19 protein-coding genes and 2 riboswitches are annotated in these 20,892 nt (G+C 71.3%); of the genes, 8 read left to right on the top strand and 11 right to left on the bottom strand.

Features of this window, described 5'->3' with window-relative positions; genetic code table 11:
* Nucleotides 1-69: 69 nt before the first annotated feature.
* Entirely contained in the window at nt 70-444 is a 375-nt protein-coding gene (locus WFI16_RS20035) for a nuclear transport factor 2 family protein (protein ID WP_419899631.1), read from the top strand.
* Between the two features lie 21 nt (nt 445-465).
* Here WFI16_RS20035 and WFI16_RS20030 read toward each other — a convergent pair whose 3' ends face one another.
* On the bottom strand, nt 466-921 hold the full coding sequence (locus WFI16_RS20030) for a GNAT family N-acetyltransferase (RefSeq protein ID WP_419899630.1): 456 nt from the start codon (nt 919-921) through the stop codon (nt 466-468).
* Between the two features lie 88 nt (nt 922-1,009).
* Between WFI16_RS20030 and WFI16_RS20025 the strand changes: the two genes are divergently transcribed.
* On the top strand, nt 1,010-2,131 hold the full coding sequence (locus tag WFI16_RS20025) for a DNA topoisomerase IB (protein WP_419899629.1): 1,122 nt from the start codon (nt 1,010-1,012) through the stop codon (nt 2,129-2,131).
* A 268-nt stretch (nt 2,132-2,399) separates the two neighbouring features.
* Here the strand turns inward: WFI16_RS20025 and gcvP are convergent, their stop codons facing one another.
* From gcvP to WFI16_RS20005, 4 genes are all read right to left on the bottom strand, one after another.
* A complete protein-coding gene (gene gcvP, locus WFI16_RS20020; protein WP_419899628.1) occupies nt 2,400-5,300 on the bottom strand; it encodes an aminomethyl-transferring glycine dehydrogenase in 2,901 nt (966 codons plus the stop codon).
* Nucleotides 5,297-5,674, bottom strand: coding sequence for a glycine cleavage system protein GcvH (gcvH, locus tag WFI16_RS20015; protein WP_419899627.1), 378 nt, complete (start codon nt 5,672-5,674; stop codon nt 5,297-5,299). Before gcvH ends, gcvP begins: the two co-directional genes overlap by 4 nt.
* 12 nt (nt 5,675-5,686) lie before the next feature.
* The gene (gene gcvT, locus WFI16_RS20010; RefSeq protein ID WP_419899626.1) at nt 5,687-6,793 is read right to left on the bottom strand and encodes a glycine cleavage system aminomethyltransferase GcvT; all 1,107 of its coding nucleotides are present in this window, start codon (nt 6,791-6,793) and stop codon (nt 5,687-5,689) included.
* A 51-nt stretch (nt 6,794-6,844) separates the two neighbouring features.
* Nucleotides 6,845-6,937, bottom strand: a riboswitch (glycine riboswitch).
* A gap of 3 nt (nt 6,938-6,940) precedes the next feature.
* Nucleotides 6,941-7,049: riboswitch (glycine riboswitch) on the bottom strand.
* A gap of 285 nt (nt 7,050-7,334) precedes the next feature.
* On the bottom strand, nt 7,335-7,889 hold the full coding sequence (locus WFI16_RS20005) for a hypothetical protein (protein ID WP_419899625.1): 555 nt from the start codon (nt 7,887-7,889) through the stop codon (nt 7,335-7,337).
* 102 nt (nt 7,890-7,991) lie between these two features.
* On the opposite strand from WFI16_RS20005, the gene ispH reads away from it, so the two are divergent.
* The 6 genes from ispH to WFI16_RS19975 all read left to right on the top strand — a co-directional run bounded on the left by ispH (nt 7,992) and on the right by WFI16_RS19975 (nt 13,057).
* Nucleotides 7,992-8,969, top strand: a complete 978-nt coding sequence (ispH, locus tag WFI16_RS20000; protein ID WP_442970712.1) for a 4-hydroxy-3-methylbut-2-enyl diphosphate reductase — start codon at nt 7,992-7,994, stop codon at nt 8,967-8,969.
* A 21-nt stretch (nt 8,970-8,990) separates the two neighbouring features.
* Nucleotides 8,991-9,965 (top strand): homoserine kinase, encoded by a 975-nt coding sequence (locus WFI16_RS19995; RefSeq protein ID WP_419899623.1) that lies wholly within the window; start codon nt 8,991-8,993, stop codon nt 9,963-9,965.
* Nucleotides 9,955-10,419, top strand: a complete 465-nt coding sequence (gene rnhA / locus WFI16_RS19990; RefSeq protein WP_419899622.1) for a ribonuclease HI — start codon at nt 9,955-9,957, stop codon at nt 10,417-10,419. The genes WFI16_RS19995 and rnhA overlap by 11 nt, the downstream gene beginning before the upstream one ends.
* 158 nt (nt 10,420-10,577) lie before the next feature.
* The gene (locus WFI16_RS19985) at nt 10,578-10,979 is read left to right on the top strand and encodes a PRC-barrel domain-containing protein (RefSeq protein ID WP_419899621.1); all 402 of its coding nucleotides are present in this window, start codon (nt 10,578-10,580) and stop codon (nt 10,977-10,979) included.
* A gap of 207 nt (nt 10,980-11,186) precedes the next feature.
* Entirely contained in the window at nt 11,187-11,945 is a 759-nt protein-coding gene (locus tag WFI16_RS19980; RefSeq protein ID WP_419899620.1) for a bestrophin-like domain, read from the top strand.
* An 83-nt stretch (nt 11,946-12,028) separates the two neighbouring features.
* A complete protein-coding gene (locus WFI16_RS19975; RefSeq protein ID WP_419899619.1) occupies nt 12,029-13,057 on the top strand; it encodes an ABC transporter substrate-binding protein in 1,029 nt (342 codons plus the stop codon).
* A gap of 13 nt (nt 13,058-13,070) precedes the next feature.
* On the opposite strand, the gene nikE is transcribed toward WFI16_RS19975, so the two are convergent.
* The 6 genes from nikE to WFI16_RS19945 all read right to left on the bottom strand — a co-directional run bounded on the left by nikE (nt 13,071) and on the right by WFI16_RS19945 (nt 20,527).
* The gene (nikE, locus tag WFI16_RS19970) at nt 13,071-14,714 is read right to left on the bottom strand and encodes an ABC transporter ATP-binding protein (protein ID WP_419899618.1); all 1,644 of its coding nucleotides are present in this window, start codon (nt 14,712-14,714) and stop codon (nt 13,071-13,073) included.
* Nucleotides 14,711-15,583 carry an ABC transporter permease gene (locus tag WFI16_RS19965; RefSeq protein ID WP_419899617.1) on the bottom strand — a complete coding sequence of 291 codons (873 nt, stop codon included), beginning with the start codon at nt 15,581-15,583 and terminating at the stop codon, nt 14,711-14,713. The genes nikE and WFI16_RS19965 overlap by 4 nt, the downstream gene beginning before the upstream one ends.
* Nucleotides 15,580-16,611 carry an ABC transporter permease gene (locus tag WFI16_RS19960; protein ID WP_419899616.1) on the bottom strand — a complete coding sequence of 344 codons (1,032 nt, stop codon included), beginning with the start codon at nt 16,609-16,611 and terminating at the stop codon, nt 15,580-15,582. The genes WFI16_RS19965 and WFI16_RS19960 overlap by 4 nt, the downstream gene beginning before the upstream one ends.
* Nucleotides 16,612-16,627: 16 nt before the next feature.
* A complete protein-coding gene (locus tag WFI16_RS19955; protein ID WP_419899615.1) occupies nt 16,628-18,250 on the bottom strand; it encodes an ABC transporter substrate-binding protein in 1,623 nt (540 codons plus the stop codon).
* Between the two features lie 83 nt (nt 18,251-18,333).
* On the bottom strand, nt 18,334-19,761 hold the full coding sequence (locus WFI16_RS19950; protein WP_419899614.1) for an NAD(P)/FAD-dependent oxidoreductase: 1,428 nt from the start codon (nt 19,759-19,761) through the stop codon (nt 18,334-18,336).
* 4 nt (nt 19,762-19,765) lie between these two features.
* Entirely contained in the window at nt 19,766-20,527 is a 762-nt protein-coding gene (locus WFI16_RS19945; protein WP_419899613.1) for an SDR family oxidoreductase, read from the bottom strand.
* Between the last annotated feature and the right edge of the window lie 365 nt (nt 20,528-20,892).

The raw sequence follows: 20,892 nt of genomic DNA, 5'->3' as shown, positions 1-20,892 counted from the left end.
GCCGCTTCTGCACCAGTTATGCCGCTCTTTTCATGGCTTCTGGTCGATGCGACCGGCGAGGACACCGCGATGACCACCGACCACCCGGTGCTGGCTCTGGAAGACCGTCTGGCCGCGGCGATGAAGGCGGGCGATGCCGCCACCCTGGAGGCGCTGCTGGCCGAGGGGCTGGTCTTCATCGACCAGAACGGCCGCAGCCAGGGCAAGGCCGAGGACCTGGCCATGCACCGTTCCGGCCTGCTGCGGCTGGACCGGCTGGAGATCGCCGACCGCAAGCTTCGCGAGCTCGGCCCGGAAGCCGCGGTGGTGACGCTGCGCGCCAAGCTGGAGGGCCGCTTCCGCGGCGCCCATGTCGCCGGCCATTTCGCCTATACCCGCGTCTGGCAACAGACCGGCGAGGAGAGCTGGCAGGTGGTGGCGGCGCATTGCTCCACCGTCGCCTGAGCCTCTCCCCGCCCGCGGCGGTCAGAGCTTGATGTCGTAGGTCTTCCAGGGCGTCAGCGCCGCCACCCGGTCATAGACGGCGCGGCCGCGGTAGTTGTTCTCGGCGGTGATCCAGCGGATCACGCTCCAGCCCTTCTGCCGGCCGATATCGGCGACGGCGCCGATCAGCGCATCCGCCACCCGCTGCCCGCGCGCCGCCGGAGCGACGAAGAGGTCGTCGAGGAAGCCGCCGGTGCTTGCCGCCAGCGGCCGGGCGAAGGGGCGGAAATGGGTGATGCCGACCGCCTGGCCCGACCCGTCGAGGGCGATGAAGCCCTTCACCTCATGCGCCGGGTCCTGGATCCAGCCCCAGACCCGCGCGCGCATCTCCGGCGTCTGCTCGACGCGGTAGAATTCGGCATAACCCTGGTACAGCCGCTCCCAGTCCGGGCGGTGGCTGTCGTTCAGCGGCAGGATCGTCAGGCCGGGATCGGGCATCGGAGGCTCCAGGGCGGGCGGGCGCGCGGAACCGCAGGGGCCGCCGCGCGTTGCAGGGCAGAGGAAAAGGCAAGGATATGCCGCTGCCATGCTGAACCAGAGCAGCGCCACGGTCGAGACGCCGCGGCCGCGTCGCAAGGCCCCGCCGCCGCCACCGACCCCGCAGAGCGAGGCGCGCGCCGCCGGGCTGCGCTACGTCTCCGACACCGGGCCGGGCATCACCCGCCAGCGCCAGGGCGAGGATTGGCGCTTCCGCGGTCCGGACGGCAGGCTGATCCGCGACAAGGCGACGATCGAGCGGCTGAAGAAGCTGGCGGTGCCGCCGGCCTGGACCGAGGTCTGGCTCTGCCCGCGCGCCGACGGCCATATCCAGGCCACCGGCCGCGACGTGAAGGGGCGCAAGCAGTACCGCTACCACGCCGACTGGCGTGCCGCGCGGGACACCACGAAATACCAGCACGTCATGGAATTCGCCCGCTGCCTGCCGCAGCTGCGCGCCCGCATCGCCGAGGACATGGAGCAGCCCGGCCTCGGCCGCCAGAAGGTGCTGGCCACCGTTGCCCATCTGCTGGACAGCACGCTGATCCGCGTCGGCAATGAGGATTACGCCCAGGCCAATGGCAGCTACGGGCTGACGACGCTGCGCAACCGCCATGTCGCCATCAAGGGCGCCGAGCTGCGCTTTGCCTTCCGCGGCAAGAGCGGCAAGGACTGGACGCTGGCGCTGCGCGACCGGCGCGTGGCCAAGGTGGTGCGCGCCTGCCAGGATCTGCCCGGCCAGTCGCTGTTCCAGTACCTGGACGAGGAGGGCGAGCGGCAGAGCATCGATTCCGCCGACGTCAACGACTACCTGCGCGAGATCACCGGCCGCGACATCACCGCCAAGGATTTCCGCACCTGGGCCGGCACCGTGCTGGCGGCCATGGCGCTGAGCGAGTTCGAGCGCTTCGACAGCGACGCCGCCGCCAAGCGCAACGTCAAGGCGGCGATCGAGCACGCGGCGACCCGGCTGGGCAACACGCCCGCCATCTGCCGCAAATGCTACGTCCATCCGGAAGTGCTGGACAGCTACCTGCAGGGCAGCCTGCTGGTGCAGGTGAAGCAGCAGGTCGACGCCGTGCTGCGCGACGATCTGCCGAAGCTGAAGCCGGAGGAAGCCGCCGTTCTTGCGTTTCTGCGGAAGCGGTTGCGGGAAGAGAAGGCAGCATAGAAAAGACAGGGGAAGGCCAGGGGAATGAATTCCCCTGGATTTTTCTGTCTGTTGGCCGTCTGGCGCCCAGCCACATCGCCACCAACGACGTGCCGGCATCACGGCGGGACGCCTCTACAAAAACAGCGCGACCTCGAAGGTCGCGCTGCTGATGGGCCGTGGCGCCTGCCGTCCCCACATGGACACGGCAGTCAGACAGAGAAAAGAAGGGCGCAAACGTCTACGTTTGCGCGGGGGAATTCATTCCCCTGACCTATCCCTGTTCTGACTACTCCGCCGCCTGCGCGTATTCTTCCAACGGCGCGCAGGTGCAGATCAGGTTGCGGTCGCCATAGACGTTGTCGACGCGCTTCACCGGCGGCCAGTACTTGTGGGCCGCGACGAAGGGCAGCGGGAAGGCGGCCTCCTCGCGGCTGTAGGGATGCGTCCACTCCGCCGCCGCGATTTCCGACGCCGTGTGCGGCGCGTTCTTCAGCGGGTTGTCGGCGCGGTCGCTGCGGCCCTGCTCCACCGCGCGGATCTCGGCGCGGATGGCGATCATGGCGTCGCAGAAGCGGTCCAGCTCGGCCTTGGTCTCGCTTTCGGTGGGCTCCACCATCAGCGTGCCGCTGACCGGCCAGGACATGGTCGGCGCGTGGAAGCCGTAATCCTGCAGGCGCTTGGCGATGTCCTCGACGAGGACACCACCGCCCTGCTGGAAGCCACGGCAGTCCAGGATGCATTCATGCGCCACCATGCCGCGCGCGCCCTTGTAGAGCACCGGGAAGTGCCCATCGAGCCGCTTGGCGATGTAGTTGGCATTGAGGATGGCGACCTGGGTGGCCCGTGTCAGCGCCTCGGGCCCCATCATCCGGATATAGGCGTAGGAGATCGGCAGGATCGAGGCGCTGCCGAAGGGCGCCGCCGAGACCGGGCCATAGCCCGTCGTCGGACCGGCCTCGGCCAGCAGCGGGTGGTTCGGCAGGTGCGGCGCCAGGTGGGCCGCGACGCCGATCGGGCCGACGCCCGGACCGCCGCCGCCATGCGGGATGCAGAAGGTCTTGTGCAGGTTCAGGTGGCAGACATCGGCGCCGATCCGCCCCGGTGCGGTCAGGCCCACCTGCGCGTTCATGTTGGCGCCGTCCATGTAGACCTGGCCGCCGGCCGCATGCACCGCGTCGCAGATGCGGATGATCTCCTCCTCGAACACGCCATGCGTGGACGGGTAGGTGATCATCAGCGCCGAAAGCTTCTCGGCGTGCTGCGCGATCTTGGCCTCGAGGTCGGACAGATCGACATTGCCGTCGCGGTCGCAGCCGACGACCACCACGCGCATGCCGGCCATCACGGCGGAGGCCGGGTTGGTGCCATGCGCCGAGGAGGGGATCAGGCAGACGTCGCGCTGGCCTTCGCCGCGCGCCTTGTGGAAGGCGCGGATGGCCAGCAGCCCGGCATATTCGCCCTGGCTGCCGGCATTCGGCTGCAGCGACACGGCGGCGAAGCCGGTGATGGTGGCCAGCCACCCCTCCAGCCGGCGGACCAGGGCGATATAGCCGGCGGCCTGATCGACGGGGGCGAAGGGATGGATGTCGGAGAAGCCCGGGAAGGTGACCGGGATCATCTCGGCCGTCGCGTTCAGCTTCATCGTGCAGGACCCGAGCGGGATCATGCTGCGGTTCAGCGCGACGTCCTTGTCCTCCAGCGACTTCAGGTAGCGGAGCATGGCGTGCTCGGCGTGGTGGCTGTTGAACACCGCCGCCGTCAGGAAGGCCGAGCTGCGCGCCAGCGCGCCGGGGATGCCGCCGGCCGGGGCCAGATCGGCCAGCGCCGCCGCCTTGCCGCCCACCTTGGCCAGGATGGCCACCAGCGTCTCCAGCTCGGTGCGGGAGACGGTCTCGTCGAGGGCGATGCCGACGCCCGTCGCATCGATCCGGCGCAGGTTGAAGCCGCTCGACAGCGCCTCGGCCATCAGGGCGTCGGCGTGGGTGCCGGCCTCGATCGCCAGCGTGTCGAAGAAGGCGTCGTGGCGCAGCGTGAAGCCGGCCTTGGCCACCGCATCGGCCAGCAGCCGCGCCTGCAGGGCGACGCGGCGGGCGATGCGGGTCAGGCCCTCGGGGCCGTGCCACACCGCGTACATGCCGGCCATCACCGCCAGCAGCACCTGCGCGGTGCAGATGTTCGAGGTCGCCTTCTCGCGGCGGATATGCTGCTCACGCGTCTGCAGGGCGAGGCGCATGGCCGGGCGGCCGGCGGCATCGACCGAGACGCCGACCAGGCGGCCCGGCATCAGCCGCTTATAGGCGTCCTTGACCGCCATGAAGGCGGCATGCGGGCCGCCATAGCCCATCGGCACGCCGAAGCGCTGCGACGAGCCGATGACGACATCGGCGCCCATCTCGCCCGGCGGCGTCAGCAGCACCAGGGACAGCGGGTCGGCGGCGACGATGGCCAGGCCACCGGCGGCCTGCACGGCGGCGATCTCGGCGGTCAGGTCGCGGATCTCGCCGGTCGAGCCGGGATACTGCAGCACCAGCGCGAAGGGCTTCTTCTCCGCGCAGGCCGCGGCGATCCCGGCGACCGGCACGACGACGACCGACAGGGAAAGCGGCTCGGCGCGGGTCTGGATGACGGCCAGCGTCTGCGGATGCACATCGGCCGCGACCAGCAGGGTCTGCGACTTCGCCTTGCTGGCGGCGAGCGCGAGCGCCATGGCCTCGGCCGCGGCGGTGGCCTCGTCCAGCAGGCTGGCATTGGCCATCGGCAGGCCGGTCAGGTCGGTGACCATGGTCTGGAAATTGACCAGGGCCTCCAGGCGGCCTTGCGCGATCTCGGCCTGGTAGGGCGTGTAGGCCGTGTACCAGCCCGGATTCTCCAGCACGTTGCGCAGGATCACCGGCGGCACCTGGGTGCCGTGGTAGCCGAGGCCGATCAGCGAGCGCCGGCGGGTGTTCAGCTCGGCCAGGCCGCGCAGTTCGGCGATGGCTTCCGCCTCGTTCACCGGCGCGGGCAGGGTCGAGAAATCCTGGCCGCGGATCGCCTTGGGAACCGTCTTCTCGGACAGTTCCTCCAGGCTGGCGGCGCCGACCACCTTCAGCATGGCGGCGATCTCGGCCTCGCCCGGGCCGATATGGCGGGCGGCGAAGGCACCGTGGTCCTCCAGCGCCGCGAGTTCGTCCAGCGCGCTGCTCATGCCTGGCTGTCCACGAAGGCCTGGTAGGCGGCCTCGTCCATCAGCGCCGCGATCTCGGCCTCGTCGGCCGGCTTGATCTTGAAGAACCAGCCCTCGGCGGTCGGCGCGCTGTTCACCAGGGCCGGGTCGTCGGACAGCGCCTGGTTCGACTCGACGATGCTGCCGGCGATCGGCGCATAGACGTCGGAAGCCGCCTTGACGCTCTCGACCACGGCGCAGGCCTCGCCGGCGGTGACGTCACGGCCGGCCTCGGGCAGGTCGACGAAGACGACATCGCCCAGCGCGGTCTGCGCATGGTCGGTGATGCCGATGGTGGCCACGCCACCCTCCAGCCGCACCCACTCGTGATCCTTGGTGTATTTCAGCTCGGCCATGGGGGCAGATCCTTATCGGGCGTAGCGGTGAGGGATGAAGGGGGTGGCGGCGACGCGGGCGGGCACCGCCTTGCCGCGCACCATCAGGTCCAGCTTGGTGCCGTCGGCGGCATGCTCGCGCGCCACATAGCCCATGGCGCAGGGGCCGTTCAGGCTGGGGCCGAAGCCGCCGCTGGTGATCTCGCCAACGTTCGTGCCGGCGACGGCGATCTCGGTATGGCCGCGGGCCGGCTGGCGGCCCTCCGGCAGGATGCCGACGCGCAGGCGCTTCGTCCCGCCATCCAGCTCGGCGCGGACGCGCTCGGCGCCCAGGAAATTCCACTCGGTGCGGCGGCGCTTGCCGATGGTCCAGGTCAGCGCGGCCTCGACCGGGCTGGTCGTCTCGTCGATGTCGTTGCCGTAAAGGCAAAGCCCGGCCTCGAGCCGCAGCGAATCGCGCGCGCCCAGACCCGCCGGCACCACGCCGGGCAGCGCCAGCAGGAGGCGGGCCAGCGCCTCGGCCTGGTCGGCGGCGACGCTGATCTCGACGCCGTCCTCGCCGGTATAGCCGCTGCGGCTGGCCAGCACCGGGATGCCCTCGATCGTCGTCGCGGCCACGCCCATGAAGGGCAGGGCGGCCAGCGCGGGGGCCAGCGGCGCCAGCAGGGCCAGCGCCTGCGGCCCCTGGAAGGCCAGCAGCGCGCGGTCGTCCAGCCGGTTGAGCTTCACGCCCGCGGGCAGCACCGCCTCGATCGCCGGCAGGTCGACATGCTTGCGGCTGGCATTGACCACCAGGAACAGCCGGTCGCCCAGGTTGGCGACCATGAAATCGTCCAGGATGCCGCCCTCGGCGGTCATCAGCAGGCCGTATTTCTGCCGGTTCGGCTTCAGGATCTGGATGTCGCCGGGGGTCAGCTGCTCCAGCGCGGCGGCGGCGCCGTCGCCGACCAGCTCGGCCTGGCCCATGTGGGAGACGTCGAACAGCGCGGCGCCGGCGCGGGTCGCCAGGTGCTCGGCCATGATGCCGGCCGGGTACTGCACCGGCATGGAATAGCCGGCGAAGGGCACCATGCGGCCGCCCAGTTCGCGATGCAGGGACGCCAGCGGCGTTTCGAGAAGGGTCTCAGCGGAATCGGCCACGCAGCCTCCAACGCCGCGCCGGAGCGCAGCGGGTCAGGGTTCGTGGCCCCCCTCTGTCCGATGACCTGAGAGATTCAGCGCGGGCGTTGCGCGCCTTACTCCGTCGGTGCCGGTCCCTGCTTCCAGGTGCCGGGCTTTCCAGAGACCCCTACCCACGCGGCCCTTCTGCCTGAGCGTTTCCGGGGGCCGGTTGCGCCTTCGGCGACAGCCAAACCAGGGGCGAACCCCAGGCGCTGTGCTCTCCCGCGTGGGATCTGCGGGTGGGCTCCCCATTGCCCCAGGGAAAGGGGCAAAGCAAGTGAAGGGTAGGCCAGGGGAATGAATTCCCTTTTTTCTGTCAGGCTGCCGCTGCCTCCCGGCCAGGCGGGACGCGATACTCAGCGGTCGCGCGACGTCGCCGCTGGTGCCATTTTATGAAAAGGTGCCCCGCCGTGCTGCCCTGGTATCGCCTGTGGAGAGGCGCGGGTCCCCAAACGGCCGGTGATCAGAAAAAAGAAGGGGTCGAGGGGAATTCATTCCCCTCGCCTTGATCTGCCTTCTCTTAACGCGGCCCCCGCGCCCGGTTCAAAGCCAGCTCATCCGGCGACAGGACGAAGCCCAGCCAGACCTGCCGGCGCGCCGCCGCCTGGGCATTGCCCGGCAGGCGGATGCTGATCTCGTCCGAGCTGCGGGCGCGGGACACGTTGGGGGCGAATTCCACCTGCAGGCCGTAGGTGGTCGGCGGCGCCACCGGCTGGTCGTCCTGCATCACCGCCACCATGTAGGTGATCTGGGCGGTGTTGCCGCGGAAGGCGGGGCCGCGCTCGACCAGGAAGCTGGGCGTGACGGTCACGTCCAGGCCGCCGTTGCGGCCGTAGTCGCATTTCGCCTGGAAGCCGGAGACCGAGGCATTGAGTTCCATGGCCGTCAGGTCGCGCCCGCCGCCGGGGCGGAAGCGGGTCAGGTCCGCCGCGTCGGCGATGATCGAGATCCGCGGGCAGGGCGCCATGGCGTCGAGCAGCGGGTTGCCCCGGTCGCTGCCGCCGCAGCCGGCAAGCAGCGTGAGCCCGCCCATCGCCGCCATCATGCCGAGCCGGAGGTTCCGCGCCTTGACCATGCTGCCACTCTTCCCCTTAGTGCCGGGTCTCGATAGCACGGCCGGACGGCCGTCCATCACCCCCCGTCGCAGCCCCACCCCCGGACAGGCCGGGCGGAGCCCATGAATCACCACGCCCCCATCGAACAGGCTGCCATGACCGTCAAGCCCGCCCTGCATGTCCTGCTCGCCGGTCCGCGCGGCTTCTGCGCCGGGGTGGACCGGGCGATCAAGATCGTCGAGGAATCGCTGAAGCGCTTCGGCGCCCCGGTCTATGTGCGGCACGAGATCGTGCACAACAAGTTCGTCGTGCAGAGCCTGGAGGCGCAGGGCGCCATCTTCGTCGAGGAGCTGGACGAGGTGCCGCAGGACGCGCCGGTGGTGTTCTCGGCGCATGGCGTGCCGAAATCGGTCCCGGCCGAGGCGCAGCGGCGCAACATGGTCTATCTGGACGCCACCTGCCCGCTGGTCAGCAAGGTGCATCGCGAGGCGGAGCGCCACTCGGCGGCCGGGCGCCACATCCTGCTGATCGGCCACAAGGGCCATCCGGAGGTGATCGGCACCATGGGCCAGCTGCCGCCCGGCAGCGTCACCCTGGTCGACAACCTGGCCGAGGCCGAGGCGGTGATCCCGCCCGAGGGGCCGCTGGCCTATACCACCCAGACCACCCTGTCGCTGGACGACACGGCCGAGATCGTCGCCGCCCTGACCCGGCGCTTCCCGCACATGGTGGGCCCGGCCAAGGAGAGCATCTGCTACGCCACCACCAACCGGCAGGGGGCGGTGAAGGCGATCGCCGGCCGGGCCGAGATGGTGGTGGTGGTCGGCGCGCCGAACTCCTCCAACTCGGTGCGGCTGCGCGAGGTGGCGGAGCGCGCTGGCTGCCCGCGCGCGGTGATGGTGCAGCGCGGCCGCGAGCTGGATCTCGGGCTGGTCGAGGGCGTGCGGGTGCTCGGCATCACCGCCGGGGCCAGCGCGCCGGAGGTGCTGGTGGACGAGGTGATCGCCCGGCTGCGCGAAGCCTATGAACTGACCCTTGAGGAAGTCGTGGTGGCGGAGGAAAACGTCACCTTCAAGCTGCCGGCCGCGCTGGCGCGTTAACGTCTTACTTCTGGAGCGCCAATGGCGGTCTATACCGAGGTCACGGAGGCCGCGCTGCGCGGCTTCCTGGCCGATTACGATCTGGGCGAGCTGGTCGCCCTCCGCGGCATCGCCGAGGGGGTGGAGAACAGCAACTTCGCCCTGCAGACCACCGGCGGCAGCTATATCCTGACGCTCTACGAGAAGCGGGTGGACCCGGCCGAGCTGCCCTGGTTCCTCGGCCTGATGCGGCACCTGGCGGCGCAGGGCCTGTCCTGCCCGCTGCCGGTCGCCGGCCGCGACGGGGTGGCGCTGCGCCAGCTGGCCGGGCGGCCGGCGGCGATCTGCACCTTCCTGCCGGGCAACTGGCCGCGCCGGGTGCGCCCCGAGCATTGCGCGCCGCTCGGCGCCGCGCTGGCGACGCTGCATTCCGCCGGCGAGGGCTTCCGGGCGGAACGCCCGAACGGCCTCGGCCCGCGCTCCTGGGCGCCGCTGCTGGAGCGCTGCCGCGACGGCGGCGACGCGGTGCAGCCCGGGCTGATCGCCGAGCTGGACGGGCATCTGGCGGGCATCCTGGCGGCCTGGCCGGCCGGCCTGCCGCGCGGCCATATCCATGCCGACCTGTTCCCGGACAATGTCTTCTTCCTGGAAGATGCGCGCGGGGCGCCACGGGTCTCCGGGCTGATCGACTTCTATTTCGCCTGCACCGACATCCTGGCCTATGACCTGGCGATCTGCCTGAACGCCTGGTGCTTCGAGCCGGATTTCGCCTTCAACGTGACCAAGGCGAAGGCGATGATCGGCGCCTACCAGGCGCTGCGGCCGCTGTCCCAGGCGGAGATCGAGGCGCTGCCGGTGCTCTGCCGGGGGGCGGCGCTGCGCTTCCTGCTGACCCGGCTGTTCGACTGGACCAACACGCCGCCGGGCGCCATGGTCACCCGCAAGGACCCGCTGGAATACCTGAAGCGCCTGCGCTTCCATGCCGGGGCCAAGGATGCCAGTGCCTATGGCCTCTGACACCCCTGACACGGCCGGGCGGCTGGTCGAGATCTGGACCGATGGCGGCTGCAAGCCCAATCCGGGCCCCGGCGGCTGGGCCGCCATCCTGCGCTATGGCAGCGTCGAGAAGGAGCTGTCCGGCTACGAGGCGGCGACCACCAACAACCGCATGGAGCTGACCGCGGCGATCTCGGCGCTGGAAAGCCTGAAGCGGCCCTGCACGGTGGTGCTGCACACCGACAGCGAATATGTCCGCAACGGCATCAGCCGCTGGGTCAATGGCTGGGTGCGCAACAACTGGCGCAACGCCGCCAAGGACCCGGTCAAGAACATGGAGCTGTGGCAGCGCCTGCTGGCTGCCGCCAAGCCGCACCAGGTCGACTGGCGCTGGGTGCGCGGCCATGCCGGCGACCCGATGAACGAACGGGCCGATGTGCTGGCGACCCAGGCGCGGGTGAACGAAGGGCGGTAGCGGGGTTTGAGCACCCCCTCCCGCCCGCCCCGGGACCGCCCTGCCGGCTGACGGCCTGCATCCGCGGCAGCGGCGCGGCCCACGCTCCGGTGGACTTCGCGATCAACCGGATGGCCGGTCCCGGCGTTGCAGCTGCGCAAACCCGAAGGATCATCGCCATGCGTCTGCCCCTGCTCACCGCCCTCACCGGTCTGGCCCTGATCGCCGCGCCGCTCGCCGCCTCCGCCCAGACCGCGCCGGCCGCCGGCGCCCCGGCCGCGGGCACCGCGTCGGGCCTGCGGATCGAGGCCAACCAGATCCGCGCCAAGCAGCTGATGGACCGCGACGTCTACACCACCGACAACACCGAGATCGGCGAGGTCGAGGATCTGGTGGTCGATCCGGCGACCGGCCGCATCGTCAGCGTCGTCATCGAGGTGGAGAACCGGCTGGGCCTGACCGACAAGTATGTGGCGGTCGACCTCAACCAGCTCCGCCTGACGCCGGGCGAGCGCCGCATCACCATCGACATGACCCGCGACAATGTGCGGTCGCTGCGCGGCATCGCCTACAAGGACTGACTATCGCTCCCGGCGCCCTGCGGAAGCGGCCGTCGCCGGCCGCGCGGGGCGCCGGCGACGGCCTGGCCCGAATGGCCGGTTCCCGCCCGTGGGATATCGACTATGGTGGCCAGGGCCCGTGCTCGGGCCGGATGATGGCCGTGCGGAGACCCGCCGAGGGGCCGATCTGCCGCCGCGTTGCGCGGTCGGGCCCGGAGGGGGAGCGCCATGGCCGATATCTGGACCGCGTGCCTGATCACGCTGCTGGTCTTCGGCGCCGCCCTGCTCGGGCTGCGGATGCGGCGCAGCCTGCCCGGGCCGCATCTGGCCAGCGAGGCCCGCGATGGCGTGGTGCGCGGCACCTCCACCATCTCGCTGCTGGCCTCGCTGGTGCTGGGCCTGCTGCTCTCCACCTCGAAGGCCACCCTCGACAACACCGACCGGCAGATCCAGCTGCACGCCGCCGATCTGGTGGCGCTCGACCAGGCGCTGCAGGATTACGGCCCCGAGGCCGCCGCGCTGCGCGGCACGGTGCGCGAGGTGGCGCGCCGCACGCTGCGCGACATCTGGCCGCCGGCCGGGGCGCCCTTCCTCGGCCTGTCCGACGAGGCCGTGGCGGCGGCGCTGGACAGCCTCGCCCGTGCCGCGCTCGACCTGCCGGCGGCCGGCCCGGCGCAGCAATGGGCGCGCGGGCAGATGCTGGAGCTGACCGCCGCGCTGCGCCGCCAGCGGATCCTGCTGGGCGAGCAGGCCGGGCCCACCGTGCGGCCGATCTTCCTGGTGGTGCTGGTCGCCTGGATCTCGGCGCTGTTCTTCTTCTACGGCCTGCACACCCCGGCCAATGGCAGCACCCTGGCCGCCTTCCTGGTCTTCGCCGTGGTCACCGGATCGGCCTTCTTCCTGATCCTGGAGATGGACAGCCCGCTGGAGGGCATCCTGCGGATCTCCTCGACCCCGCTGGAGCGCGCGCTGCGGACCATGCAGTGACGGAGCCCCGGCCCGCCTTCCCGAATGCTTTTTCCAATCTCTTCCCGCAGGGCCGGCCGCCGGCGGGATGCAGCAGCGAGACGATGATGCGCCCTTCCCGGTTTCCCGGCCCCCGCCCCGATCCCGCGCCGGGCCGGCGCGCCCTGCTCGCCGGCCTGGCCGCCGCGGCCATCGCCCGCCCCGCCGCGGCGGCGACGGAGATCCGCCTGGACGATGCCTTCGGCGGCATCGTGCTGACGAAGATCCCCGAGCGTGTCGTCTCGCTCGGCTTCACCACCCATGACACGCTGCTCGCCCTCGGCGTCCAGCCGGTGGCGGTGCGGCACTGGTTCGGCGATGCGCCCGGCGGCATCTGGCCCTGGGCGCAGCCGCTACTGCAGCGCCCCGCGCCGGTGCTGCTGAACGGCGATGTCTCGGTCGAGCGGGTGGCCGAGCTGCGGCCGGACCTGATCGTTGGCATCGGCTCGGGCATCACGCCGGAGATCCATGCCACCCTGTCGAAATTCGCGCCTGTCCTGATGCATGAGCGCGGCCAGGCGACCTATGGGACGCCCTGGGACAGCCTGGCGCGCCGGCTCGGCCAGGCACTCGGCCGCGCGCCGGAGGCGGAGGCGGCGATCGCCGCGGCCCGCCGCAGCTTCGCCGCGGCGCGCGCCCGGCATCCCGGCTGGGCCGGGCGCAGCGCGGTCGCCGCCTACAGCTTCGGCGGCGAAACCGGCGCCTTCACCCGCAGCGACACCCGCGGCCGCTTCCTGGCGGAGCTCGGCCTGGTGGTGCCGGAGGCGGTGGAGCAGCGGCGCGCGCCGCAGGGCTTCTACGCCCGGCTCTCGCCCGAGGATCTCTCGCCGCTGGAGGCCGACCTGCTGATCTGGATCAGCGCCAGCGGCCAGATGGCGGAGATCGCCGCCCTGCCGCTGCGCCGCCTGCTGCGCGCGCATCGCGAGGGGCGGGAGGTCGTCGCCACCGCGCTGGTCTCGGCGGCGCTGTCCTTCGGCAGCGTGCTGTCGCTGCCCTTCGCGCTGGAGGCGCTGGAGCCGGAACTGGCCGCCGCGCTGGATGGCGACCCGGCGACGGTGGTGCCCTCCGCGCGGGCCACCGGCATCGCCCCCTGAGGCAGGGCTTCGCCTACGCCGCCACCGGATCGAAATGCGGGATCGCCGCGATCAGCTCGGCGGTGTATTCGGCCTGCGGCGCGCGGAAGATGCGCTGGCTGTCGCCCTGCTCGACCACCTGGCCGTTGCGCAGCACGATCATGCGGTCGCAGAGCATGCGCACCACGTTCAGGTCGTGGCTGACGAAGAGATAGGCGAGGTTCTTCTCGCGCCGCAGCCGCTCCAGCAGCTGCAGCACCACCGCCTGCACCGAGACGTCGAGCGCCGCGGTCGGCTCGTCCAGCACCAGCAGCTTGGGGTCCACCGACACCGCGCGGGCGATGCCGACGCGGGCGCGCTGGCCGCCGGAGAGCTGGTGCGGGAAGCGCTCCAGCAGCGGCAGCGGCAGGCCGACGCTGACGGCGCAGTCCTTCACCCGCTTGGCGAGCTCCGCGCCGTCGCGCAGGCCGCGCAGCCGGCGCAGCGGATCGGCGATGCTGTCGAAGGCGCTGAAGCGCGGGTTCAGGCTCTCGCCGGCATCCTGGAAGACGATCTGGATCTGGCTGCGCTGCGGCGCCGCGTGGAAGTCGCGGGCGGGCACGTCGGAGACCGACTGGCCGTCGAAGATCACCTCGCCGGCCGTGGCGTCGATCAGCCGGGTGACCAGGCGGGAGATGGTGCTCTTGCCGGAGCCGCTCTCGCCCACCAGGCCAAGGCTTTCGCCCGGCTGCATCTGGAAGGAGACCTTGTCCACCGCGGTCACCCCGCCGGGGTATTTCTTCACGAGGTCGCGGACCTCGAGCAGCAGCGGCGTGCCGGCGGGCAGGGGCGCGCGGCGCAGGGGTTCGGCGGGAAGCTCGACGTCGGGGGAAAGCGAAGCAATGGTGGAATGCGGGGTCGGGCAGGCGGCGACCAGGCGGCGGGTATAGGCATGGCCCGGCGTGCCGAACAGCCGGGCGGGCGGCGCCTCCTCGACGACGCGGCCCTGCTCCATGACGGCGACGCGGTCGCAATACTGCGCCGCCAGGCCCAGATCGTGGGTGATCAGCAGCATGGCCATGCCGCGCTCGCGGGTCAGCGTCGCCAGCAGGTCCATCACCGCCTTCTGCGTGGTGACGTCGAGGCCGGTGGTCGGCTCGTCGGCGATGATCAGCCGGGGCGCGCAGGCGATGGCCATGGCGATCATCACGCGCTGGCACATGCCGCCCGACAGCTCGTGCGGGAAGGCCTCCAGGCGCTGGCCAGCGTTGCGGATGCGCACCTGCTCCAGCAGGGCCAGGGCCTGGTCGCGCGCGGCGCGCGACGACAGGTCGCGATGCGCGCGCAGCGCGTCGGCCAGCTGGGCGCCGATGCTGCGGATCGGGTTCAGCGCGGCGCGCGGATTCTGGAAGATCATCGAGAAGGCGGCGCCGCGCATCGGCCGCAGCACGTGAGCGCCGGCGCGGGTGATGTCGCGCCCGTCGAAATGGATGCTGCCCCCGGTGACGCGCCCGGCCTTGTCGAGCAGCCCCATGGCGGCCAGCGCGGTGACCGACTTGCCGGAGCCGCTCTCGCCCACCAGCCCGAGCACCTCGCCCGGGTCGAGGGCGAAGCTGGCGCCGCGCAGGGCCGCGACATCGCCGCGGCGGGTGGCGAAGCTGACCTCCAGGTCCTGGACCTGCAGCAGAGGCGTGGTCATGTGCGCATCCTCGGGTCGAGGATGTCGCGCAAGCCATCGCCCAAAAGGTTGAAGCAGAGGACAGCGAACATCAGCGCGGCGCCGGGGAAGAAGACCAGCCACCACTTGCCGGAGGCGATGAAGCGCGCGCCTTCCGCCACCATGATCCCCCATTCCGGCGTCGGCGCCTGGACGCCGAGGCCGATGAAGGACAGGCCGGCGGCATTCAGGATCGCCCAGCCCAGGTTCAGCGAGATCTGCACGGCGACGATGGGCAGGATGTTCGGCAGCAGGAAGAACAGGACGATGCGGCCGCGGCTGTTGCCCGAGGCCTGCGCCGCCTCGACCCAGCCGGCGTTGCGGCGGACGGCGACCTCGGTGCGGGCGAAGCGGATATAGAAGGGAAGATTGATGATGGCGGTGGCGTAGATGATGTTCTCCAGCCGGTTGCCCAGGGCCGCGACCATCGCCATCGCCAGGACGAACAGCGGAAAGGCCATCAGCACGTCGGTGAAGCGGCCGACCCAGCGGTCGAGCCGGCCGCCGACGAAGCCGCAGAAGCTGCCGATCATGGCGCCGACGGCAAACGACAGGCCGACGGCGGCGGCGGCGATGGTCAGGTCCAGCCGCGTGCCGTGCAGCAGCCGGCTGAGGATATCGCGCCCCAGCTGGTCGGTGCCGAACCAGTGCGCGGCGGAAGGCGGCTGCAGCGCGCTGGGCACGTCGCTGGCGACCGGGTCGTAGGGCGCGATCCAGGGGGCCAGCACCGCCAGCAGGATCAGCAGCGCGGTGCCGGCCATGGCCAGCGCCGTCAGCGGATTGCCGCGCAGCACCCAGGCGACATGGCCAAGGGTCGCGTTGCGGCTGGGGGAGGTGAGGGAGGCGCTCATTCCGCGGCGATCCTCGGATCGGCCAGGCCGTAGAGAATGTCGACCAGCAGGTTCACCAGCACGAAGATCGTCGCCATCAGCAGAACAAAACCCTGCACCGGCGCGTAGTCGGAGGCGAGCAGCGCATCGAGCGCATAGGACGCGACCCCCGGCCAGGAGAACACTTTCTCGACCAGCACGTTCGCCCCGAGCATGGTTGAGAAAACAATGCCGGCGATGGTGAGGACCGGCAGCAGCGCGTTGCGCAGCGCATAGACCAGGATGACCCGCCAGGGCGCGAGGCCGATCGAGCGGGCGGTGCGGATGAAGTCGCTGCCCAGCACCGCCAGCATCGAGGCCCGCGTCATCCGCGCCAGCGGGGCGAGCACGAACAGCGCCATGGTGCAGGCCGGCAGGATCAGCTGCGACAAGGCCGCGCGGAAGCCTTCCCCATCGCCGGTGATGGCGAAGTCGACCAGCAGGAAGCCAGTGATCTCCGGCGGGGTGGAGGCGAAGATGTCGATGCGGCCGGTCGGGTCCGGCGCCCAGCCCAGCAGGTAGTAGAAGGCATAGATCAGCAGCAGGCCGGAGACGAAGGTCGGCATGCAGACGCCGAGCGTGCAGAGGAAGCGCACGACGTGGTCGACCGCCGAGCCCGGCCGCAGCGCGGCCAGGATGCCCAGCGGCAGGGCGCAGGCCAGCGCCAGGAACAGCGCCGAGAAGGTCAGCTCCAGCGAGGCCGGCAGCCGCTGCCGCATGTCGGTCAGCACCGGCTGGCCGGTGGTCATCGAGCGGCCGAGATTGCCCGTGGCGATGTCCTGCAGGTAGCGGACGAGCTGCACCGGCACCGGCTGGTCCAGCCCCATCGCCTTGCGCAGATCCTCGATCTCCTGCTGCCCGGCGCTGGGGCCGGAGGCGAAGAACACCGCCGGATCTCCCGGCAGCACCCGCATCAGCAGGAAGGTCAGCACCACCACCCCGAGGATCGCCGGCACCGAGGAGAGCAGCCTGCCCCCGATGCGGCGCCCGATCGCCTGGAACTTGCGCATGCCCGGCCGCCCGTCCTCAGGCCCGCTTCAGGTCGCGGAAATCCACCTGGCGGTAGAACTGGTAGGTGAACTCGCGGATCGCCGGGCCCATCACCGCATCCATGTTGGGCTGCCACAGCATCAGCAGCGGCACCTGATCGGCGAGGATGCCGATCATCTCGCGGCAGGCGGCGTCATAGGCGGCCTGGTCGGTCTCGAAGCGCGCCTGGCCGGACAGCTCGGTGATGCGCGGGTTGTTCCAGCTGGCGAAGTTCCAGCGCTGGTCGCGGGTGAAGTAGAGGTAGAAGAAGTAGTAGGTGGCCGGCAGCCAGGCGGTGCCGGCATCGGTGTAGAAGGGCAGCTTCTTCTCGGCCGCCATGGTGTTGAACTGGGCGTCCGGCATCTTCTGGATCTCGACCTTGATGCCGATCTTGCCCAGCGCCTCCTGCACCAGCGCCGCCAGCGGCTCGGCCGTCGCCGCCTGGCCGGCGGAGAAGGCGAAGCTGGTCGAGAAGCCATTCGCATGGCCGGCCTCGGCCAGCAGCGTCTTGGCGCGCTCCACATCCTGCTTCAGCGGCAGCGGCTGCGGGAAGTCGCTCGTGGCCGGCTGGCCGGTGAAGCTGCCGCCGAACAGCGGCCGGCCGCGGCCGAACAGCGCCGCCTTGAACATGGCGTCATAAGGGAGGGCGGCGGCCACCGCCTGGCGCACCTTGACGTTGTCGAAGGGCGCCTGGGTGGTGTTGAAGCTGATATGGGTGAAGCCGTTGCTCTGCGGGATCGAGGCGACCTTGACCTTGCCGCGGCTCTCCAGCGTGGTGATGTCGCTGGCCTGCAGGTCGATCGACAGGTCGGCATCGCCGCGCTCGATCAGGTTGGCGCGCGTCGCCGCCTCCGGCACGGTCTGCAGGATGACCCGCTTGAAGAAGGGCAGGGCGCCGTCGACGCCGGCCTTCCATTCCTCGTTGCGGGCGAGGGTGACGGAGACGCCGGGGCGATAGGCCTCGACCTTGTAGGCGCCGCTGGCCGCGGTGTTGTTCTGCAGCCAGGTCTGCGCCCAGGGGTCCTCGGCGGTGGCGTGCTGCTTGGCCAGCTTGCTGTTGATCATGATGGCGTAGGGCACGGCGAGGTTGGACAGCGCCAGGCGGTCGGGCTTGTCCAGCAGCACCTCGATCACGCCGGGCCCGGCGATGCGGAACTGCTCGGGCTTGGTCAGCGAGCCGGTCTGGAACTGCGACACCGCCAGCGACTTGGCGCTGACATGGCGGTCGAGCGACCACTTCACATCCTCGGCGGTGACCGGCGTGCCGTCATGCCACTTCGCGTCCTTCCGCAGGTGCAGGGTGATCGTCAGCCCGTCGGCCGAGACCTCGTAGCGCTCGGCCAGCTCGCCGCGGATCACCGTGTGGTCGAACAGCCAGTTGCCGTCGACCTGCTTGCGGCCGAAGGCGACCAGCCGGTCATAGACGTTCATGCTGATGCCGAAGGCCTCGCGGGTCGAGCCCGGCATGGTCGGGTCCAGCGTGTTCACCGCATTGCCGGTGACCTGGCGCAGCGTCTCGGCGCGCGAGGCGGCGGGCTGGGCGCCGGCGGGCAGGGCGATGCCGGCGGGCGCCGCCAGGGCGGTCAGGGCCAGCAGACCCTGTCGACGGGTGAGGTCCATGGGCGGTCAGTCCTTCTGCGGGGCGCCCGCGCCGGGCAGCGCGGGAGAAAAGGCGGGGGAGCGGGTTTGCAAGCGCCGTGCCATCACCCGGCGGCCGCCACGGCCGCGGGGCGCATCACCGCCTGCCGCACGTCATAGGCGGCGAGCGAGGCCCAGTGGCTCTCGAGATCCTCGCGGAACAGCGCGCCGGTCAGGCCGCGCACCAGCTTCGGCACCGCCGTCGTCATCGCGTTGATCGAGGAGCCGGAGGGGCCGAAGCTGACCGTCGAGGCGATCGAGAAGAGATGCAGGTGGCGCAGCCAGGGTGTCTCGCCTGGCCGCTTCTCGACCAGGGCATAGTCCGGCGCGAGATAGGGGTAGCGGCCGATCCGGGCATCCTCCTCGCCGGCGGGCGGGGTGTAGCGGTCGGCCCAGCTGGCGATGTTGCCGGCGCAGCGCGCGAGCTCCGGCCGCGCCGCCGGGTCGACGTCGATGCCGGTGCCGCAGATGATGAAATCCGCCTGGACCGGGCCGCCGGGCGTGTCGATCTGGACGCCGTCATCCTTGGCGCGGGCGCCCAGCCAGGGCGTGCCGGCCACCAGGGCGAAGCCCGGCTGCCGTGCGCAGCGGTCCCAGGTCGGCTGCGGGAAGCCCTCGCGCAGGCTCATGATGTGGCGCATGAAGCGCCAGCGCCAGCGGTCGTCCAGCTCCGAGAGATGGCGCAGGAAGCCCGGGAAGGTCAGCCAGAGATAGGGCTGCACCAGCTGCGGCTCCGGCCGGCGGCAGAAGACGCGGGCGCTGGCGGCGCCGGCCTCCAGCGCCATGGCGGCATTGTCCATGGCCGAGGCGCCGGCGCCGAGCACCGCGACATGCCGGCCGCGCAGGGCGGCAAAATCGATCGGGTCGGCGGCATGCGCCCGCAGCGAGGGCGGCAGCGCCTCGATGAAGTCCGGCATGGTCCAGCGGCCGAGGCTGTCCTGGCCGGTCGCCAGCACGATCTTGCGGGCCAGCCGCGTCTCGGTCCGGCCATCGGCCTGGCGCAGCGTCGCCTGCAGCAGGTCGCCGGGGGCGGGGGCGATGTCGACCAGCGCCGTCCCGTTCTCCACCGGCAGCGCCAGGGTGTCGCGCAGCCACAGCAGGTAGTCGGCCCAGTCCTGCCGCGGGATGCGGTCCAGCGCCTGCCAGTGATCCGCGCCGTAGCGGGCCTCGTGCCAGGACTGGTAGGTCAGGCTGGGGATGTCGAGATCGGGGCCGGTATAGTCCTTCGGGCTGCGCAGCGTCGGCATCCGCGCATAGGTCCGCCAGGGGCCCTCCAGCCCGCGCGGCGCCGCGTCGACCAGGCAGAAGCGCTCGATCCGGGCGCGCTGCAGGGCGAAGCCGATGGCCAGGCCGGACTGGCCGGCGCCGGCCACCAGCACGTCCAGCACCGGCGCGCCGTCCGGCCCGTGGCGCGGCGGCACCCAGGGGCGGGCGGGATGGGCGATGCGCGCCAGGTCGTCGCGCGCCCGGTCGGCGAGGGCTTGCAAGGTCATCGGCTCAGCCCGCCAGCCAGCCGCCATCGACCAGCAGCTCGCTGCCGGTGGTGAAGCTCGAATCGTCGCAGGCGAGGAAGAGGGCGGCGCGCGCCACCTCCTCCGGCCGGCCGAGGCGGCCGAGCGGATGGCGGGCGCGGCTGGCCTCGCGCGGCACCGAGGGGTCGGCATGGCGGGCGAAGCTGCGGCGCAGCAGCGGCGTCTCGATGGCGCCGGGCAGCAGGCAGTTCACCCGCACGCCATCGGCGGCGAAATCCAGCGCCATGGTCTTGGTCAGGCTGATGATGGCGCCCTTGGCGGCGATATAGGCGCTGTTGTTGCGCCCGCCGGCGCGCGCCAGCTGCGAGGCGACGGTGATCACCGAGCCGGATTTCTGCGCCTGCATCACCGGGATCACCGCCTGGCACCAGCGCCAGGTGCCGCCCAGATTGGCCGCCACCACCGCCTCGAAGGCCTCGTCCGGCGTGGTGACGACGGTGCCACCGGAGGAGAAGCCGGCCGCCGTCATCAGCACGTCGATCCGCCCCCATTCCGCCATCACCGCGGCGGCATCGGCGGCCGCGGCGCCCGGGGTGGCGACATCGCCGATGCGGGTGATGGCCTCGCCGCCGGCGGCGCGGATCAACGCGGCGGTTTCCTCGACGCCGGCGGCATCGCGGTCGACCAGGCCGAGCCGGGCGCCCTCGGCGGCGAAGAGCAGCGCGGCTTCCCGGCCGATGCCGGAGCCGGCGCCGGTGACGATGGCGATGCGACCGGCGAGCTTCATGCGGCGCTCGGCGACAGGCGGGGGAGGGACATGGCGGCTTCCTGCTCGGGGCGGCGTTCTGCCGGCATGCTCCGCGCCGCGGCGCGCCGGCGCAACGGCCAGTTTGCGCTAAAATCGGGCAGGATATGGCCGCTGAGAAATATCAGGGTCAAAGCATGGGCAGGATGCGCAAACCGGCGGCGGTAGCCGGCGGAAGGGTCGTGGCCGCCTCGGGCGGGGAAGGGCCGGAAGAAATTTTGCGCCGCCCCGCGGGACGTATTTCGCGATCCCGTCGCGGGGTTCGGCCGAACTGACCGGTGTGGCCTCCGGAAAAAGCCATTTCTTTACAGATGCTTGGGAAAAGAAAGCGGCAGCGGTGGCCGGGC

This window comes from Roseomonas sp. USHLN139, from assembly GCF_037145735.1.
Classification (GTDB): Bacteria; Pseudomonadota; Alphaproteobacteria; order Acetobacterales; family Acetobacteraceae; genus Pseudoroseomonas.
The sequence above is the reverse complement of the archived record's forward strand: the minus strand, read 5'-3'. Positions and strand labels throughout refer to the sequence as shown.

Coding starts and splice junctions, on each gene's coding strand:
- WFI16_RS20035 (WP_419899631.1), top strand. CDS start 70: ATGACCACCGACCACCCGGTGCTGGCTCTGGAAGACCGTCTGGCCGCG.
- WFI16_RS20030 (WP_419899630.1), bottom strand. CDS start 921: ATGCCCGATCCCGGCCTGACGATCCTGCCGCTGAACGACAGCCACCGC.
- WFI16_RS20025 (WP_419899629.1), top strand. CDS start 1,010: ATGCTGAACCAGAGCAGCGCCACGGTCGAGACGCCGCGGCCGCGTCGC.
- gcvP (WP_419899628.1), bottom strand. CDS start 5,300: ATGAGCAGCGCGCTGGACGAACTCGCGGCGCTGGAGGACCACGGTGCC.
- gcvH (WP_419899627.1), bottom strand. CDS start 5,674: ATGGCCGAGCTGAAATACACCAAGGATCACGAGTGGGTGCGGCTGGAG.
- WFI16_RS20005 (WP_419899625.1), bottom strand. CDS start 7,889: ATGGTCAAGGCGCGGAACCTCCGGCTCGGCATGATGGCGGCGATGGGC.
- ispH (WP_442970712.1), top strand. CDS start 7,992: ATGAATCACCACGCCCCCATCGAACAGGCTGCCATGACCGTCAAGCCC.
- WFI16_RS19995 (WP_419899623.1), top strand. CDS start 8,991: ATGGCGGTCTATACCGAGGTCACGGAGGCCGCGCTGCGCGGCTTCCTG.
- rnhA (WP_419899622.1), top strand. CDS start 9,955: ATGGCCTCTGACACCCCTGACACGGCCGGGCGGCTGGTCGAGATCTGG.
- WFI16_RS19985 (WP_419899621.1), top strand. CDS start 10,578: ATGCGTCTGCCCCTGCTCACCGCCCTCACCGGTCTGGCCCTGATCGCC.
- WFI16_RS19980 (WP_419899620.1), top strand. CDS start 11,187: ATGGCCGATATCTGGACCGCGTGCCTGATCACGCTGCTGGTCTTCGGC.
- WFI16_RS19975 (WP_419899619.1), top strand. CDS start 12,029: ATGATGCGCCCTTCCCGGTTTCCCGGCCCCCGCCCCGATCCCGCGCCG.
- nikE (WP_419899618.1), bottom strand. CDS start 14,714: ATGACCACGCCTCTGCTGCAGGTCCAGGACCTGGAGGTCAGCTTCGCC.
- WFI16_RS19965 (WP_419899617.1), bottom strand. CDS start 15,583: ATGAGCGCCTCCCTCACCTCCCCCAGCCGCAACGCGACCCTTGGCCAT.
- WFI16_RS19960 (WP_419899616.1), bottom strand. CDS start 16,611: ATGCGCAAGTTCCAGGCGATCGGGCGCCGCATCGGGGGCAGGCTGCTC.
- WFI16_RS19955 (WP_419899615.1), bottom strand. CDS start 18,250: ATGGACCTCACCCGTCGACAGGGTCTGCTGGCCCTGACCGCCCTGGCG.
- WFI16_RS19950 (WP_419899614.1), bottom strand. CDS start 19,761: ATGACCTTGCAAGCCCTCGCCGACCGGGCGCGCGACGACCTGGCGCGC.
- WFI16_RS19945 (WP_419899613.1), bottom strand. CDS start 20,527: ATGAAGCTCGCCGGTCGCATCGCCATCGTCACCGGCGCCGGCTCCGGC.